Source organism: Nocardioides campestrisoli (assembly GCF_013624435.2).
In the GTDB taxonomy this organism is placed as follows: Bacteria; Actinomycetota; Actinomycetes; order Propionibacteriales; family Nocardioidaceae; genus Nocardioides; species Nocardioides campestrisoli.
The window spans coordinates 3,514,688-3,531,893 of sequence record NZ_CP061768.1 but is presented as its reverse complement, the minus strand read 5'-3'; the positions used below and the strand labels follow the sequence as shown (position 1 = coordinate 3,531,893).

Here is a 17,206-nt window from a genome sequence, read left to right as displayed (position 1 = left end):
GACACAGCGTTCCCGACCCGCCCGGTCTGACCGGGCGGGTCGCTCGCTATTTTGGCCCCATGCCCCTCGACGACTCCCTGGTTGGACGCAGCCTGCCCCCGACCCCGCCGTACGCCGTGACGGCCGAGGCGGTCGCCGACTTCGCCGCCGCCACCGGCGGCCGGCACGACGGGGGACCTGCGCCGGCCACCTTCCCGATCGTGCTGGCCTTCGAGGCGATGCAGGCCTTCCTGGACGCTGAGGGCCTGGACCTGCACCGGATCGTGCACGGCGAGCAGCGCTTCGACTACCGGCGCCCGGTGCTGGTCGGGGACACCCTGACCGCCACGCTGACCGTGAGCAGCCTGCGCCGGATCGGCGGCAACGACATCATCGGCACCACGAGCACGTTGACCGACGAGGCCGGAGAGCTGGTCTGCACCGCCTCCGCCACGCTGGTGCACCGCGGCGAGGAGGAGCAGGCGTGACCGCGACCACCGCACTGGCCGAGGGCCAGGTGCTCGAGCCCCGCGAGTTCGAGGTGACCCGGGCCGACCTGGTCCGCTACGCGGCCGCCAGCGGCGACGGCAACCCGATCCACCAGGACGAGCAGGTCGCCCGCTCCGTGGGCCTGCCCGGCGTGATCGCGCACGGGATGTACACGATGGCGCTGGTCGCCCGCGCGGTCGAGGAGTGGACCGGCGGCGCCGAGGTACGCCGGCTGGGCGGCAAGTTCACCTCCCCGGTCGTGGTGCCCGCCGACGAGCCGGCCCGCGTGCGCGTCCAGGGCACGGTCAAGGAGGTCGCGGTCGACGACGCGGGGGACACCCTGGTCACCTTGGCCCTCGAGGTCACCTGCGGGGGCACGAAGGTGCTCGGGATGCCGCGTGCGGTGGTGCGGGTGAGCACGGGTGCCTGAGCTGCTCAGCGACCTCACGACGCTGCGCCTCGGCGGCCCGGCCGCCGAGCTGGTCGAGGCCACCACCGAGGCCGAGCTGGTCGCGGCGGTCGCCGAGGCCGACGCCGCGGGCACTCCGGTGCTGCTGGTGGCCGGCGGCTCCAACCTGGTCGTCGCCGACGAGGGCTTCGCCGGCCGGGTGGTCAAGGTCGCCACCCGGGGCGTCGTCCCGGACGTCGAGGGCCCGGACGCAGCGGCCTGCGGCGGCGTGCTGGTCAAGGTCGCGGCCGGGGAGTCGTGGGACGACCTCGTGGCCCGCGCCGTGGCGTCCGGCTGGGTCGGCGTGGAGGCGCTCTCCGGCATCCCGGGCTCGGTGGGGGCCACCCCCGTCCAGAACGTCGGCGCCTACGGCCAGGAGGTGGCCCAGACGATCGCCTCGGTGCGCACCTGGGACCGGGTCGAGCGCACCCAGCGCACCTTCGCCGCCGCCGACTGCGGCTTCGGCTACCGGCACAGCCGGTTCAAGGCCGACCCGGACCGCTACCTGGTCCTCGAGGTCACCTTCCAGCTGCGCCTGGGCTCGCTCTCGGCCCCCGTCGGGTACGCCGAGCTGGCGCGGCGCCTCGGCGTCGAGGTGGGGCAGCGCGCGCCGCTGGGCGACGTCCGGGACGCGGTGCTGGCCCTGCGCGCCGGCAAGGGGATGGTGCTCGACGAGGCCGACCACGACACCTGGAGCGCCGGCTCGTTCTTCACCAACCCGCGGCTCAGCGCCGAGCAGGCCGCCGCGCTGCCCGCGGACGCGCCCCGCTACGCCCAGCCGGACGGCCGGGTCAAGACCAGCGCGGCCTGGCTGATCGAGCACGCCGGGCTCTCCCGCGGGTACAGCCTGGGCGCGCCGGTGAGCCTGTCGACCAAGCACACGCTGGCCCTGACCAACCGCGGCGGCGGCACCACCGCCGACCTGCTCGCCCTGGCCCGCGCGGTGCGCGACCGGGTGGAGCAGGCCTACGGCGTCCGGCTGGTCAACGAGCCGGTGCTGGTCGGCGTCTCGCTCTAGGCCAGCCAGTCGTCGATCTCGGCCAGCACCCGGCTCTTGAGGTCGTCCGGCGCCGCGGAGGCCCGCACCGACATCCGGGCCAGCTCGGCGAGCTGGGCGTCGGTGAGCTCGTGCGCGGCTCGCATGGTGGCGTACTGGCCGGCCAGCTGGGAGCCGAACAGCAGCGGGTCGTCGGCGCCGAGGGCGACCGTCGCCCCGGCCGCCATCAGCTCGGGCAGCGGCACCGAGGTGAGGTCGGAGTAGACCCCGAGGGCCACGTTGGAGACCGGGCAGACCTCCAGCGCCGTGCCCTGGGCGACGATCCGGTCCAGGAGCTGCGGGTCCTCCGCGGCGCGCACCCCGTGGCCCAGGCGGTCGGCGTGCAGCTCGTCCAGGCAGACCCGCACGTGCTCGGGGCCGCGCAGCTCCCCGCCGTGCGGGGTGAGCAGCAGTCCCGCCCGCTCGGCGATGGAGAAGGCGTGGGCGAACTCCGACGTCCGGCCCCGTCGCTCGTCGTTGGAGAGGCCGAAGCCGACCACCCCGCGCCCGGCGTACTGCGCGGCCAGCCGAGCCAGGGTGCGGGCGTCCAGCGGGTGCCGGGTGCGGTTGGCCGCGATCACCACCGCCATCCCGATGCCGGTGGCGCGGGAGGCCTCTGCGACCGCGTCCAGCACCAGGTCGGTGAACGCGGTGACCCCGCCGAACCGAGCCGCGTAGCCGCTCGGGTCGACCTGGATCTCCAGCCACCGGCCGCCGTCGCGCACGTCGTCCTCGGCCGCCTCCCTCACCAGCCGGCGGACGTCGGACTCGGTACGCAGCACCGAGCGGGCCACGTCGTAGAGGCGCTGGAAGCGGAACCAGCCCTTCTCGTCGGCCGCCGAGAGCTGCGGCGGCCACTCGGTGACCAACGAGTCGGGCAGCACGATGCCGTCGCGCTCGGCGAGCTCGAGCAGCGTGCCGTGGCGCATCGACCCGGTGAAGTGCAGGTGCAGGTGCGCCTTCGGCAGGGCCAGGAGGTCGCGCCTGGGGCCGGCGGCGTCGGTCACGGAGCTCAGGAGAAGAGCTTCTGGATCCGGCTGATGCCCTCCACCAGGTCGTCGTCGCCCAGGGCGTAGGACAGGCGCAGGTAGCCGGGGGAGCCGAAGGCCTCGCCGGGCACCACCGCCACCTCCGCCTGGTCGAGGATGTACTCCGCGAGCTCGGCCGAGGTGTCGATCTGCCGCCCCCCGTGCTCGCGGCCCAGCAGGCCCTTGACCGAGGGGTAGGCGTAGAAGGCGCCCTGCGGGGTGGGGCAGTAGATGCCCTCGACCTCGTTGAGCATCTCCACGATCTTGCGACGCCGGCGGTCGAAGGCGACCTTCATCGCGTCCACGGCGGCCAGGTCGCCCTCGACCGCGGCCAGGGCCGCGCGCTGGGAGACGTTGGCGACGTTGGAGGTGGCGTGGGACTGCAGGTTGCCGGCCGCCTTGACCAGGTCCTCGGGACCGATGATCCAGCCGACCCGCCAGCCGGTCATGGCGTAGGTCTTGGCCACGCCGTTGACGACCACGCAGTGGTCGGCCAGGAACGGGCACAGCACCGGCATTGAGCCGGTCTCCACGCCGTCGTAGACCAGGTGCTCGTAGATCTCGTCGGTCAGCACCCACAGGTCGTGGTCCTCGACCCACTGGCCGATGGCCCGGATCTCGTCGGCGGTGTAGACCGCGCCGGTCGGGTTGGACGGCGAGACGAAGAGCAGCACCTTGGTGCGCTCGGTGCGGGCGGCCTCCAGCTGCTCGACGGTGACCTTGTAGTCCTGGGTCTCGTCGGCCAGCACCTCGACCGGCACGCCGCCGGCCAGGGCGATCGCCTCCGGGTAGGTGGTCCAGTACGGGGCCGGCACGATCACCTCGTCGCCCGGGTCCAGCATCGCCGCGAAGGCCTCGTAGATCGCCTGCTTGCCGCCGTTGGTGACCAGCACCTGGGCGGGGGTGACCTCGTAGCCGCTGTCGCGACGGGTCTTCTCGACGATCGCCTTCTTCAGCTCGGGCAGCCCGCCGGCCGGGGTGTAGCGGTGGTTCTTCGGGTCGCGGCAGGCCTCGACCGCGGCCTCGACCACGTAGTCGGGCGTGGGGAAGTCCGGCTCGCCCGCGCCGAAGCCGATCACCGGGCGGCCCTCGGCCTTGAGCGCCTTGGCCTTCGCATCGACCTTGAGCGTCGCGGACTCGGCGATCGCGCCGATCCTGGCGGAGACTCGACGGTCGCGGGGGCTGCCGGTGGACGGGCTCGAGGTGGGGGAGTCGCTCATGGCCCCATCGTAGGCGTTTGGACGACGGTGCCGCGGCCCCGTACACTCCTGGACTGGTGGTTTCTCCAGGTGCTGAGGCCTGCCCTCCCCGGGCAAGTCGAGGTGGAGAACGATCCGGAGGGCACTAGCTCAACTGGCAGAGCATCGGTCTCCAAAACCGAAGGTTGGGGGTTCAAGTCCCTCGTGCCCTGCAAGGCGCACCACGTCTGCAGCAGAACTCAGTCAACTTCCCACATGGAGGCCTCACGTGTCCGACACCAAGGCGGCTCACGAGCCACGCGGTGGCAAGGGCCCCGACAAGGTCTCCGGTGCGAGCACCCGGACCGACCCGGTGACCTTCCTCCGCCAGGTGGTGGCAGAGCTCCGCAAGGTCGTGTGGCCGACCCAGCAGCAGCTGATCACCTACTTCATCGTGGTGATGGTGTTCGTGCTGGTGATGATGACCCTGATCGCCGGGCTGGACCTCGCGTTCGGCAAGCTGGTCTTCGAGATCTTCACCGGCGGCGGAGAGCTGTGATCCACGCCCCTGCGTGGGGCAGGACCGAACAGCTATACGACAGCGATTTCCACAGTGACGGAGCAGCACGTGTCTGAGCAGAACGACTCGATCGAGAACGACCAGGCCGAGACGGCCGAGGTCGAGACGGTCGACGAGACCGCGGCGCAGGCCGGCGACGAGACCCCGGAGGACACCCTCGCGGAGACCTCCGACGAAGCAGAGTCCGACGAGGCGGAGTCCGCGGACGAGCCGGACGAGGACGACCCGCTGGAGCGGTTCCGCCGCGAGCTGTGGGCCAAGCCGGGTGACTGGTTCGTCGTGCACACCTACTCCGGCATGGAGAAGCGGGTGAAGGCCAACCTGGAGAACCGCATCCAGGCCCTCGACATGGGTGAGTACATCCACGAGATCGTCGTGCCGACCGAGGAGGTCGCCGAGATCAAGAACGGCCAGCGCAAGATGGTCACCCGCACCGTCCTGCCCGGCTACGTGCTCGTGCGGATGGACCTGACCGACGAGTCCTGGTCGGCCGTGCGCCACACCCCCTCGGTCACCGGCTTCGTGGGCCACAGCCACAACCCGGTCCCGCTGTCGATGAGCGAGGTCGAGTCGATGCTCGCCCCCAGCGCCATCGCAGTCGCGGAGGCAGAGGCCGAGGCCGCCGCCGACGGCAAGGGCACCGGTGCGCCGACGACCGCGAAGAAGCCGGTCGAGGTGGCCGACTTCGACGTCGACGACTCGGTCATGGTGGTCGACGGTCCGTTCGCCACGCTGCACGCGACGATCACCGAGATCAACGCCGAGTCGCAGAGGGTCAAGGCCCTCGTCGAGATCTTCGGCCGGGAGACCCCGGTCGAGCTGAGCTTCAGCCAGATCCAGCGGGTCTGAGCCCAGGCGCAGCGCAGCAGCACCAGCAACACCCAGGTGGCAGAGCCGGGATCGTGCCCGGCTCGACAAGACCACGACGTACGAATCGAAGGAAGCACCTAGATGCCCCCCAAGAAGAAGATCGCTGCCCTGGTCAAGGTGCAGCTCCAGGCCGGCGCCGCGACCCCGGCTCCGCCGGTGGGTACCGCGCTCGGTCCCCACGGTGTCAACATCATGGAGTTCTGCAAGGCGTACAACGCCCAGACCGAGTCCATGCGCGGAAACGTCATCCCCGTCGAGATCACCATCTACGAGGACCGGTCGTTCACGTTCGTCACCAAGACCCCGCCGGCCGCCGAGCTGATCAAGAAGGCCGCTGGGCTCGCCAAGGGCTCGGGTGTCCCGCACAAGGAGAAGGTCGGCAAGCTCTCCAAGGACCAGATCCGCGAGATCGCCGCGACCAAGCTGCCGGACCTCAACGCCAACGACATCGAGGCCGCCATGAAGATCGTCGAGGGGACCGCCCGCTCCATGGGCGTCACCACCGACTGATCACCGCACGGCCCACCTGATCGACACCCCGTGGCAGAGCCGCGCTGGCTCACCGACCACACTGGAAAGAATCGAGTAACCAGACATGCAGCGCAGCAAGAGCTACCGTGCGGCGGCCGAGCAGTTCGACAAGAACGAGCTCTACGCCCCGCTCGCCGCGATCAAGATCGCGAAGGACAACAGCAAGAAGAAGTTCGACGAGACCGTCGACGTGGTCATGCGCCTCGGCGTCGACCCGCGCAAGGCCGACCAGATGGTGCGCGGCACCGTCAACCTGCCGCACGGCACCGGCAAGACCGCCCGCGTCCTGGTCTTCGCGAACGCGGAGAAGGCCGAGGCCGCCCGTGAGGCCGGCGCCGACTTCGTCGGTGGCGACGAGCTGATCGAGAAGGTGAACGGCGGCTGGCTCGACTTCGACGCCGTCGTCGCGACTCCGGACATGATGGGCAAGGTCGGCCGCCTGGGCCGCGTGCTCGGCCCGCGCAGCCTCATGCCGAACCCGAAGACCGGCACCGTGACCCCGGACGTGGCCAAGGCCGTGACCGAGATCAAGGGCGGCAAGATCGAGTTCCGCGTGGACCGTCACGCGAACCTGCACTTCATCATCGGCAAGGCCTCGTTCTCCGAGACCGCGCTCGCGGAGAACTACGCCGCCGCCCTCGAGGAGGTGCTGCGGCTCAAGCCGGCCAGCTCCAAGGGCCGCTACATCAAGAAGGTCACCGTCTCCACGACCATGGGCCCCGGCATCCAGGTCGACCCGGCGCGCATCAAGAACGTCGCGTCCGAGGACGAGGCGCAGGCCTGACCGCCTGATCCTCTGAGGCTTCAGGGCCGGTTCCCCTCCGGGGGAGCCGGCCCTCGCTGCTTTCCGGGGGCGGGTGCAGACCGCGGCCCGGGTCAGTCGGTGAAGACCCGCTCGTCGACGAGCTTCTCCGAGACCACCTCGCCGTCGGCGAGGAAGTGACCGTGCGCGAAGTGCTTCTTGAACTCGATCTCGGCGCCGGTGCGTCCCGAGCGGTTCTTCTCCACCGTGAGCACCGACCACTCCTTGAAGTGGTCGCCGTTGTTGGCGGCGTACATCAGGTGGTGGCGGGCGACGATGTCGGCCTTGTTGGCCAGGATCAGCACCACGTCGGCCTCGTAGGCCAGGGCGGTGGACCCCTTCATGTTCCGTGCACGCATCCGGCTGCCGGGCTCCAGCCCGGCGCGGTCGGAGGCGGAGATGGCCAGGACCGGGCAGTCGAACTCGATGGCGATGTCCTTGAGCCGTTCGGTGACGTGGGTGATCGCCTGCTCCTCGTCCATCTCCACCACCGGGCGGACCTTCTGCAGGTAGTCGACGACGATCAACGGGGACTCGCCGTGCTCGGCGATCACCTCCTTGACCGTCGAGGAGATCACCTCGAGGTTGGTGTGGGTGGTGGTCGAGCGGTGGATCATCAGCTTGGGGGCGTACTCGCTGACCGTGCTCAGCGCGTCCAGGCCGCCGGGGAAGCGGCTCAGGCGCTCCGGCAGGCCGCCGTCGGCGCCGTCGGTGTCCTCGAACGCGGCGCGCACCTGGTAGACCGAGATCGGCCCGGCGACGCCGAGCTCGGCGGCCTCCGCGGCGATCACCTTCTGCAGCAGCACCTCGGCCTCGAGCTCGTAGGAGAAGAAGAGCACCGGCCGTCCGCGCCGGGCGCTGTGCCGGGCGATCTGCAGGGCGAAGGTGGTCTTGCCCTCGCCCTGGGAGCCCGCGAGCAGGTTGAGAGCGCCGGCGCGCAGCCCGCCGCCCAGGGTGTCGTCGAGCAGCGGGAAGCCGGTGGCCCAGATGCGCACGTCGGAGGCGGGGGAGAGGAGCCGTGCATCGACACGCTCGAGCACCGCGTGCAGGGAGTTCAGCGAGTCCACAGAAGGAATTCGATCACGGAGCGACCGCTGTGCGGACCGAGTTCGTCGATTTGGTCGGCTGCGGGAGACCCGCCTATGGTGTGCAGGTAACCAGAGACCGCCGGTGGTCGGAGCTCCCCCGTGGAGCATCGATCGAAGGTTCCGTGGAAGCGGACGGCCAGCGCAGGTGCCAGAGAGTAGCCCGGAGAGATCCGGGTCCACGCCCTGGGCCCTGTGCCCGGGGCGTTCGTCTTTTCCAGGGGTCCTTGCCCGACAGTCTTCGACGTAGTCCGGAAGGAGACCCATGGCGCGGCCAGAGAAGACAGCAGCCGTCGCGGAGATCGTTGAGTCGTTCAACGAGTCCGCCGGCGCTGTGCTGACCGAGTACCGCGGTCTCACCGTGAAGCAGCTGCAGGATCTGCGGCGCTCCCTCGGCGAGAACGCCAACTACGCCGTGGTCAAGAACACGCTGGCCAAGCTGGCCGCCAATGAGGCGGGCATCGAAGGCTTCGACGACCTGCTGACCGGTCCCACCGCCATCGCGTTCATCAGCGGTGACGTGGTGGAGGCCGCCAAGGGTCTGCGTGACTTTGCCAAGGCGAACCCCGCCCTCGTGATCAAGGGCGGCGTCCTCGACGGAAACACCCTCGACGCGGCAGAGGTGGCCAAGCTGGCCGACCTCGAGTCGCGTGAGGTGCTCCTGGGCAAGATGGCGGGCGCGATGCTCGCCTCCCTCTCCCAGGCCGTCTACCTGCTCAACGCCCCGCTCGCGCAGGCTGCCCGGCTCGCCGGCGCCCTGCAGGCGAAGGCCGAGCAGGACCCCTCGATCCTCGCAGGTGGTGCCGGTACGCCGGCGCCGGAGGCCGCTGCCGACGAGGCTGCTGCTCCCGCTGCCGAGGAGGCACCGGCCGACACCGAGTCGACCGAGGCCACCGACGCCTGAGGCGTCGTACCCACCACCACCTGAAACCCCCGGACGGTCCGTCACCCCGGCCCGTCCAACGAATGGAAGGAACCGCCAACCATGGCGAAGCTCAGCACCGCTGACCTCCTCGACGCGTTCAAGGAGATGACCCTCATCGAGCTCTCCGAGTTCGTCAAGGAGTTCGAGGAGACCTTCGGCGTGACCGCCGCGGCGCCCGTCGCCGTTGCCGCCGCCCCCGCTGCCGGCGGCGCCGCCGGTGGCGAGGCCGCCGCCGAGCAGGACGAGTTCGACGTCGTCCTCGAGTCCGCCGGCGACAAGAAGATCAACGTCATCAAGGAGGTGCGCGCCCTGACCTCCCTCGGCCTGAAGGAGGCCAAGGACCTCGTCGAGAGCGCCCCCAAGGCGATCCTCGAGAAGGTCACCAAGGAGGCCGCCGAGAAGGCCAAGGAGTCCCTCGAGGGCGCCGGCGCCACCGTCACGCTCAAGTGACCTCGTCCCCTCCGGGGGACACCTGCACGACCATGGAAGGCGGTCATCCCCGGCGACGGGGGTGGCCGCCTTTCGTGCTGCTCCGCGACGCGGCTTGACCTGGAGCGCTCGCGCGAGTCATCATCTTCCGCAACCGCAGTGGAATCGACCTCCGTCGGGGGTTTGCCCTGCGTGCCGAGACGCGTTAAGATCAATCTTTGCGTCTGCCCTCAGATGCTCACACCCTGACCGGAACGGGTGCTGTAGTGGTGGGTGGCGCCACTTCACCTTCAGCGATCATTCGAAGGACGCATCTTGGCCGCGCGCAGCTCCGCTGGTAACCCCCGTCGCACTTCTTTCGCAAAGATCAAGGAGCCTCTCGAGGTTCCTCCGCTCCTCGCTCTCCAGACCGACAGCTTCCACTGGCTGATCGGCGACGAGAAGTGGGAGGAGACCGTCGCCGCCCGCCGTGCCGCCGGCGAGGACGTCTCCGAGAAGTCGGGCCTCCAGGAGATCTTCGAGGAGATCTCACCCATCGAGGACTTCAACGACACCATGTCGCTGTCCTTCGAGAACCCGGTCTTCGTGGACCCCAAGTACACGGAGGAGGAGTGCAAGGAGAAGGACTTCACCTACTCCCGCCCCCTCTACGTCTCCGCCGAGTTCATGAACAACACCACCGGCGAGATCAAGGCCCAGACGGTGTTCATGGGCGAGTTCCCGATGATGACCCGCAAGGGCACCTTCATCATCAACGGCACCGAGCGCGTCGTCGTCTCCCAGCTGGTCCGCTCGCCGGGCGCCTACTTCGAGCGCTCGGCCGACAAGACGTCCGACAAGGACATCTACACCGCGAAGGTCATCCCCTCGCGCGGCGCCTGGCTCGAGTTCGAGATCGACAAGCGTGACCTGGTCGGCGTCCGCCTCGACCGCAAGCGCAAGCAGAACGTCACCGTCCTGCTCAAGGCGCTCCAGGCGCTGGCCAGCGAGGAGGGCTACGAGGGCGAGCCGTACGACTACGAGTCGGTCATGGCCGAGCTGCGTCAGTACGAGTCGATCCAGCTCACCGAGGAGAAGGACAACACCCAGGGCCCCGACGACGCCCTCCTCGACATCTACCGCAAGCTCCGCCCGGGCGAGCCGCCGACGCGCGAGGCCGCGCTGACGCTGCTGAAGAACTACTACTTCAACCCGAAGCGCTACGACCTGGCCAAGGTCGGCCGGTACAAGCTGAACAAGAAGCTCGGCCTGCACGAGGCCTTCGACCAGCAGACGCTGACCATCAACGACGTGGTCAACGCGATCCGCTACATCGTCCAGCTGCACGCCAGCGGCGCGCCGCAGGACCCGGTCGACCTCGTGGACCCGCAGGGCAACCAGGTCATCGGGGCCGACGACAAGCCGGTCAAGGTCTTCGCCGACGACATCGACCACTTCGGCAACCGGCGCATGCGCACGGTCGGCGAGCTGATCCAGAACCAGCTCCGTACCGGCCTGGCCCGGATGGAGCGCGTGGTCCGCGAGCGGATGACCACCCAGGACGTCGAGGCCATCACGCCGCAGTCCCTGATCAACATCCGTCCCGTGGTCGCGGCGCTGAAGGAGTTCTTCGGCACCTCGCAGCTCTCGCAGTTCATGGACCAGACCAACCCGATCGCGGGCCTGACGCACAAGCGTCGCCTCTCCGCGCTGGGTCCCGGCGGTCTCTCCCGTGACCGCGCCGGCATGGAGGTCCGCGACGTCCACACCTCGCACTACGGCCGCATGTGCCCGATCGAGACCCCGGAGGGCCCGAACATCGGCCTGATCGGCTCGCTCGCCTCCTACGGACGGATCAACCCGTTCGGCTTCGTGGAGACGCCGTACCGCAAGGTCGAGAACGGCGTGGTCACCGAGCGCATCGACTACCTGACCGCCGACGACGAGGACCGCTACGTCATCGCCCAGGCGAACGCCCAGCTCGACGAGAACGACCGTTTCGTCGACGAGCGGGTGCTGGTCCGGCAGAAGAACGGCGAGGTCTCCGAGATCCTCGCCGGCGACGTGGACTACATGGACGTCTCCCCGCGCCAGATGGTGTCGGTGGCGACCGCCCTGATCCCGTTCCTCGAGCACGACGACGCCAACCGCGCCCTCATGGGTGCGAACATGCAGCGCCAGGCCGTGCCGCTGATCCGCAGCGACAGCCCGCTGGTCGGCACCGGCATGGAGTACCGCGCCGCGGTCGACGCCGGTGACGTCGTGGTGGCCGAGAAGGCCGGCGTGGTCAAGTCGGTCTCGGCCGACGCGATCGAGACGATGAACGACGACGGCTCGTACCAGACGTACCGGATGGCGAAGTTCAAGCGCTCGAACCAGGGCACCTGCATCAACCAGCGCCCGCTGGTCGTCGAGGGTGACCGGGTCGAGGTGGGCTCGCCCATCGCCGACGGTCCGTGCACCGACAACGCCGAGATGGCGCTGGGCACGAACCTGCTGGTCGCGTTCATGCCGTGGCAGGGCCACAACTACGAGGACGCGATCATCCTCAGCCAGCGGCTGGTGCAGGAGGACGTCCTCACCTCGATCCACATCGAGGAGCACGAGGTCGACGCCCGCGACACCAAGCTCGGCCCCGAGGAGATCACCCGGGACATCCCGAACATCTCCGAGGAGGGCCTGGCCGACCTCGACGAGCGCGGCATCATCCGCATCGGCGCCGAGGTCACCACCGGTGACATCCTGGTCGGCAAGGTCACGCCCAAGGGCGAGACCGAGCTCACCCCCGAGGAGCGGCTGCTCCGCGCGATCTTCGGTGAGAAGGCGCGCGAGGTCCGCGACACCTCGATGAAGGTGCCGCACGGCGAGTCGGGCACCGTCATCGGCGTCCGGGTCTTCGACCGCGAGGACGGCGACGAGCTCCCGCCCGGCGTCAACCAGCTGGTCCGCGTCTACGTGGCCCAGAAGCGGAAGATCTCGGTCGGCGACAAGCTGGCCGGCCGCCACGGCAACAAGGGCGTCATCGCCAAGATCCTGCCCGTCGAGGACATGCCGTTCATGGAGGACGGCACCCCGGTCGACGTCGTGCTCAACCCGCTGGGTGTGCCGCGACGGATGAACATCGGCCAGATCCTCGAGCTCCACCTGGGCTGGCTGGCCAAGCAGGGCTGGGACCTGGACCTGCACGCCGACCGCGGTTCCGCGGAGTGGCAGGACCGGCTCATGTCGATCCACGCCGAGAAGAGCGAGGCGGGCACCAAGGTCGCCACCCCGGTCTTCGACGGTGCGCGCGAGGACGAGATCACCGGCCTGCTGGGCGCCACGCTGCCCAACCGGGACGGCGTCCGCCTGATCGACGAGACCGGCAAGGCCAACCTCTTCGACGGCCGCTCCGGCGAGCCCTTCCCGGACCCGGTCTCGGTGGGCTACATGTACATCCTCAAGCTCCACCACCTGGTCGACGACAAGATCCACGCGCGCTCGACCGGTCCGTACTCGATGATCACCCAGCAGCCGCTCGGCGGTAAGGCCCAGTTCGGTGGCCAGCGCTTCGGTGAGATGGAGGTCTGGGCGATGGAGGCGTACGGCGCCGCCTACGCCCTGCAGGAGCTGCTGACGATCAAGTCCGACGACGTGCCCGGTCGCGTCAAGGTCTACGAGGCCATCGTGAAGGGGGAGAACATCCCAGACTCGGGCATCCCCGAGTCCTTCAAGGTGCTCATCAAGGAGATGCAGTCGCTCTGCCTCAACGTCGAGGTGCTGTCCCAGGACGGCTCCACGATCGAGATGAAGGACGCCGAGGAAGATGTCTTCCGGGCGGCCGAAGAGCTCGGCATCGACCTGTCCCGTCGCGAGCCCAGCTCCGTCGAAGAAGTCTGAGAAGGTAGGGAATCAACACAGTGCTCGACGTCAATTTCTTCGACCAGCTCCGGATCGGCCTGGCCACTGCGGACGAGATCCGCACGTGGAGCCACGGCGAGGTCAAGAAGCCCGAGACCATCAACTACCGCACGCTCAAGCCCGAGCGTGACGGCCTCTTCTGCGAGAAGATCTTCGGTCCCACCCGGGACTGGGAGTGCTACTGCGGCAAGTACAAGCGCGTCCGATTCAAGGGCATCATCTGCGAGCGGTGCGGCGTGGAGGTCACCCGCTCCAAGGTGCGCCGAGAGCGGATGGGCCACATCGAGCTCGCCGCCCCGGTGACGCACATCTGGTACTTCAAGGGTGTGCCCTCGCGCCTGGGCTACCTGCTCGACCTGGCGCCGAAGGACCTGGAGAAGGTCATCTACTTCGCCGCCTACATGATCACGTCGGTGGACGAGGACGCCCGCCACCGTGACATGGAGACCCTGGAGAACAAGGTCGGCCTCGAGCGCGAGCGTCTCGAGAAGCGCCGTGACTCCATGGTCGACGAGCGGGCCAAGAAGCTCGAGGAGGACCTCGAGGCCCTCGAGGCCGAGGGGGCCAAGGCCGACCAGCGCCGCAAGGTCAAGGACGGGGCCGAGCGCGAGATGGCCGCGATCCGCAAGCGGGCCGACTCCGAGCTCGCGCGCCTGGAGGAGATCTGGTCGACCTTCAAGTCGCTCAAGGTCCAGGACCTGCTCGGCGACGAGATCCTCTACCGCGAGATGAAGAACTGGTTCGGCAAGTACTTCGAGGGCCACATGGGCGCCACGGCGATCCAGAAGCGCCTCCAGGACTTCGACATCGAGGGCGAGGTGGAGTCGCTGCGCGACACCATCGCCAACGGCAAGGGCCAGCGCAAGGTGCGCGCGCTCAAGCGCCTCAAGGTCGTCGACGCCTTCCGCAAGACCGGCAACCAGCCGATCGGCATGGTGCTGGACGCCGTCCCGGTGATCCCGCCGGACCTGCGGCCGATGGTGCAGCTGGACGGTGGCCGCTTCGCGACCTCCGACCTCAACGACCTGTACCGCCGCGTGATCAACCGGAACAACCGGCTCAAGCGACTGCTCGACCTGGGCGCTCCCGAGATCATCGTCAACAACGAGAAGCGGATGCTCCAGGAGGCCGTCGACTCGCTGTTCGACAACGGCCGTCGTGGTCGTCCCGTCACGGGCCCGGGCAACCGGCCGCTGAAGTCGCTCTCCGACATGCTCAAGGGCAAGCAGGGCCGCTTCCGGCAGAACCTGCTCGGCAAGCGCGTGGACTACTCGGGCCGTTCGGTCATCGTGTCGGGTCCGCAGCTCAAGCTGCACCAGTGCGGTCTGCCCAAGCAGATGGCGCTGGAGCTCTTCAAGCCGTTCGTGATGAAGCGGCTCGTCGACCTCTCGCACGCGCAGAACATCAAGTCCGCCAAGCGGATGGTGGAGCGCGCGCGTCCGGTCGTGTGGGACGTCCTGGAAGAGGTCATCACCGAGCACCCGGTGCTGCTCAACCGTGCGCCCACGCTGCACCGTCTGGGCATCCAGGCGTTCGAGCCGCAGCTGATCGAGGGCAAGGCCATCCAGATCCACCCGCTCGTCTGCTCCGCGTTCAACGCGGACTTCGACGGTGACCAGATGGCGGTGCACCTGCCGCTGTCCGCCGAGGCCCAGGCCGAGGCGCGGATCCTGATGCTGTCGACGAACAACATCCTCAAGCCGTCCGACGGCCGGCCGGTCACCATGCCGACCCAGGACATGATCATCGGGCTGTTCTTCCTCACCACCGACCGTGAGGGCCAGCCGGGCGAGGGTCGTGCGTTCTCCTCGCAGGCCGAGGCGATCATGGCCTTCGACCGACGCGAGATCAGCCTGCAGAGCAAGGTGCGGATCCGGCTGGACGACATCGTCGCCCCGCTGGAGACCGAGGGTGCCGTCGAGGGCCAGCCGGTCCTGCTCGACACCACGCTGGGCCGGACGATCTTCAACGACTGCCTCCCGGTCGACTACCCCTTCGTGAACTACGAGGTGGGCAAGAAGGCCCTGGGCCAGATCGTCAACGACCTCGCCGAGCGCTACACCAAGGTCGAGGTCGCGGCGTCCCTGGACGCCCTGAAGGACGCCGGGTTCCACTGGGCGACCCGCTCGGGTGTCACGGTCTCGATCGACGACGTCACGACGCCGCCGGAGAAGGCCCAGATCCTCAAGGGCTACGAGGCCCAGGCCGCCAAGGTGGACACCCAGTTCGAGCGTGGTCTGGTCACCGAGGACGAGCGCCGTCAGGAGCTCATCGAGATCTGGACCCAGGCTGCGGCCGAGGTCGGTCGCGCGATGGAGAAGACCTTCGACCGGGCCAACCCGATCTACATGATGGTCGACTCCGGTGCCTCCGGAAACATGAACCAGATCCGGCAGGTTGCGGCCATGCGAGGCCTGGTGGCCAACCCGAAGGGTGAGATCATCCCGCGGCCGATCAAGTCCAACTTCCGCGAGGGTCTGACCGTCCTGGAGTACTTCATCGCCACCCACGGTGCGCGCAAGGGTCTGGCTGACACCGCCCTGCGTACGGCCGACTCGGGCTACCTGACCCGTCGTCTGGTCGACGTCTCGCAGGACGTCATCATCCGCGAGGAGGACTGCGGCACCGAGCGCGGTCTGCCCAAGCAGATCGGTGAGCGTCGTGAGGACGGCACGGTCGTCAAGCACCCGCACTCGGAGACCGCGGCCTACGCGCGCTCCGCGGCCGTCGACATCACCCACCCGGAGACCGGGGAGGTGCTCGCCGTCGCCGGTGAGGACCTCGGTGACGTCAAGATCGGCGAGCTGGTCGCGGCCGGTGTCGAGGAGGTCAAGGTCCGCTCCGTGCTGACCTGCGACGCCCTGACCGGTACCTGTGCGAAGTGCTACGGCCGCTCGCTGGCCACCGGCAAGCTGGTCGACATCGGTGAGGCGGTCGGCATCATCGCCGCCCAGTCGATCGGTGAGCCCGGCACGCAGCTGACCATGCGTACCTTCCACACCGGTGGTTCGGCCTCGGCCAGCGACATCACGCAGGGTCTGCCCCGCGTGGTCGAGCTCTTCGAGGCGCGGCAGCCCAAGGGCCTGTCGCCGATCTCCGAGGTCGCCGGCCGGGTGGAGATCGAGGAGACCGACAAGGCTCGGAAGGTGATCATCACCCCCGACGACGGCTCCGAGGTCGTGGAGTACCCGGTCTCGAAGCGTTCGCGGCTCAACGTCGAGGACGGCGAGAGCATCCAGGTCGGCCAGCAGCTGACCGTGGGTACGCCGGACCCGAAGGAGGTCCTGCGCATCCTCGGTATCCGCAAGGCGCAGCAGCACCTCGTGGACGAGGTCCAGGAGGTCTACCGCTCCCAGGGTGTGGCCATCCACGACAAGCACATCGAGATCATCGTGCGGCAGATGCTGCGGCGCGTGACGGTCATCGAGTCCGGTGACACCAACCTGCTGCCGTCGGACCTGGTCGACCGGGCCCGGTTCGAGGAGGAGAACCGTCGCGTGGTCTCCGAGGGTGGCACGCCGGCCTCGGGTCGTGCGGAGCTCATGGGTATCACCAAGGCCTCGCTCGCCACCGAGTCGTGGCTCTCGGCCGCCTCCTTCCAGGAGACGACCCGGGTGCTCACCGACGCGGCGATCCACGGTCGCTCGGACTCGCTGCTGGGTCTGAAGGAGAACGTGATCATCGGCAAGCTGATCCCGGCGGGTACCGGCCTCGAGCGGTACCGCAACATCCGGGTGGAGCCCACCGAGGAGGCCCGCGCAGCGGCGTACTCCGTGACCGGTTACGACTCCTACGACTACGACTTCGGCCAGAGCAGCGGCCAGGCCGTGGCGCTGGACGACTTCGACTTCGGGTCGTACCAGAACTAGTTCCACCGCTTCACCGGCCAGGGCCGGATCCCGCACCCGCGGGGTCCGGCCCTGTGCCGTTCCCGCGCCGGTGGCAGG

14 protein-coding genes and 1 tRNA gene are annotated in these 17,206 nt (G+C 69.0%); 12 read left to right on the top strand and 3 right to left on the bottom strand.

Features of this window, described 5'->3' with window-relative positions:
* Positions 1-59 precede the first annotated feature (59 nt).
* The 3 genes from H8838_RS16650 to H8838_RS16640 are packed head-to-tail and all read left to right on the top strand — an operon-like array spanning position 60 to position 1,934.
* Positions 60-467 carry an FAS1-like dehydratase domain-containing protein gene (locus H8838_RS16650; RefSeq protein ID WP_185994568.1) on the top strand — a complete coding sequence of 136 codons (408 nt, stop codon included), beginning with the start codon at positions 60-62 and terminating at the stop codon, positions 465-467.
* A complete protein-coding gene (locus H8838_RS16645) occupies positions 464-898 on the top strand; it encodes a MaoC/PaaZ C-terminal domain-containing protein (protein WP_224766205.1) in 435 nt (144 codons plus the stop codon). Before H8838_RS16650 ends, H8838_RS16645 begins: the two co-directional genes overlap by 4 nt.
* Positions 891-1,934, top strand: a complete 1,044-nt coding sequence (locus tag H8838_RS16640) for a UDP-N-acetylmuramate dehydrogenase (RefSeq protein WP_185994569.1) — start codon at positions 891-893, stop codon at positions 1,932-1,934. Before H8838_RS16645 ends, H8838_RS16640 begins: the two co-directional genes overlap by 8 nt.
* Here the strand turns inward: H8838_RS16640 and H8838_RS16635 are convergent.
* Together H8838_RS16635 and H8838_RS16630 are read right to left on the bottom strand one after the other, a co-directional pair.
* Positions 1,931-2,959, bottom strand: coding sequence for an adenosine deaminase (locus tag H8838_RS16635; protein WP_185994570.1), 1,029 nt, complete (start codon positions 2,957-2,959; stop codon positions 1,931-1,933). The genes H8838_RS16640 and H8838_RS16635 overlap by 4 nt on opposite strands.
* Positions 2,960-2,964: 5 nt before the next feature.
* Positions 2,965-4,200, bottom strand: coding sequence for a pyridoxal phosphate-dependent aminotransferase (locus tag H8838_RS16630; protein ID WP_185994571.1), 1,236 nt, complete (start codon positions 4,198-4,200; stop codon positions 2,965-2,967).
* A gap of 118 nt (positions 4,201-4,318) precedes the next feature.
* On the opposite strand from H8838_RS16630, the gene H8838_RS16625 reads away from it, so the two are divergent.
* The 5 genes from H8838_RS16625 to rplA all read left to right on the top strand — a co-directional run bounded on the left by H8838_RS16625 (position 4,319) and on the right by rplA (position 6,923).
* Positions 4,319-4,391: transfer RNA gene (locus H8838_RS16625), tRNA-Trp, on the top strand.
* A 56-nt stretch (positions 4,392-4,447) separates the two neighbouring features.
* Complete coding sequence (gene secE / locus H8838_RS16620; RefSeq protein ID WP_181313093.1) at positions 4,448-4,717, top strand: preprotein translocase subunit SecE; 270 nt, start codon at positions 4,448-4,450, stop codon at positions 4,715-4,717.
* A 69-nt stretch (positions 4,718-4,786) separates the two neighbouring features.
* On the top strand, positions 4,787-5,587 hold the full coding sequence (nusG, locus tag H8838_RS16615; RefSeq protein ID WP_181313094.1) for a transcription termination/antitermination protein NusG: 801 nt from the start codon (positions 4,787-4,789) through the stop codon (positions 5,585-5,587).
* Positions 5,588-5,689: 102 nt separating this feature from the next.
* A complete protein-coding gene (gene rplK, locus H8838_RS16610; protein ID WP_181313095.1) occupies positions 5,690-6,118 on the top strand; it encodes a 50S ribosomal protein L11 in 429 nt (142 codons plus the stop codon).
* An 85-nt stretch (positions 6,119-6,203) separates the two neighbouring features.
* Positions 6,204-6,923 carry a 50S ribosomal protein L1 gene (gene rplA, locus H8838_RS16605; protein ID WP_181313096.1) on the top strand — a complete coding sequence of 240 codons (720 nt, stop codon included), beginning with the start codon at positions 6,204-6,206 and terminating at the stop codon, positions 6,921-6,923.
* A 92-nt stretch (positions 6,924-7,015) separates the two neighbouring features.
* Here rplA and H8838_RS16600 read toward each other — a convergent pair whose 3' ends face one another.
* Positions 7,016-8,008 carry a DnaB-like helicase C-terminal domain-containing protein gene (locus tag H8838_RS16600; RefSeq protein ID WP_181313097.1) on the bottom strand — a complete coding sequence of 331 codons (993 nt, stop codon included), beginning with the start codon at positions 8,006-8,008 and terminating at the stop codon, positions 7,016-7,018.
* A gap of 283 nt (positions 8,009-8,291) precedes the next feature.
* Between H8838_RS16600 and rplJ the strand changes: the two genes are divergently transcribed.
* From rplJ to H8838_RS16580, 4 genes are all read left to right on the top strand, one after another.
* Positions 8,292-8,930 carry a 50S ribosomal protein L10 gene (gene rplJ / locus H8838_RS16595; protein ID WP_181313098.1) on the top strand — a complete coding sequence of 213 codons (639 nt, stop codon included), beginning with the start codon at positions 8,292-8,294 and terminating at the stop codon, positions 8,928-8,930.
* Between the two features lie 81 nt (positions 8,931-9,011).
* Complete coding sequence (gene rplL / locus H8838_RS16590; RefSeq protein WP_181313099.1) at positions 9,012-9,401, top strand: 50S ribosomal protein L7/L12; 390 nt, start codon at positions 9,012-9,014, stop codon at positions 9,399-9,401.
* Between the two features lie 294 nt (positions 9,402-9,695).
* A complete protein-coding gene (gene rpoB, locus H8838_RS16585) occupies positions 9,696-13,238 on the top strand; it encodes a DNA-directed RNA polymerase subunit beta (RefSeq protein ID WP_181313100.1) in 3,543 nt (1,180 codons plus the stop codon).
* Between the two features lie 20 nt (positions 13,239-13,258).
* Positions 13,259-17,128: a DNA-directed RNA polymerase subunit beta' gene (locus H8838_RS16580; protein WP_181313101.1), complete on the top strand. Its 3,870-nt coding sequence runs from the start codon at positions 13,259-13,261 to the stop codon at positions 17,126-17,128.
* Positions 17,129-17,206 lie beyond the last annotated feature (78 nt).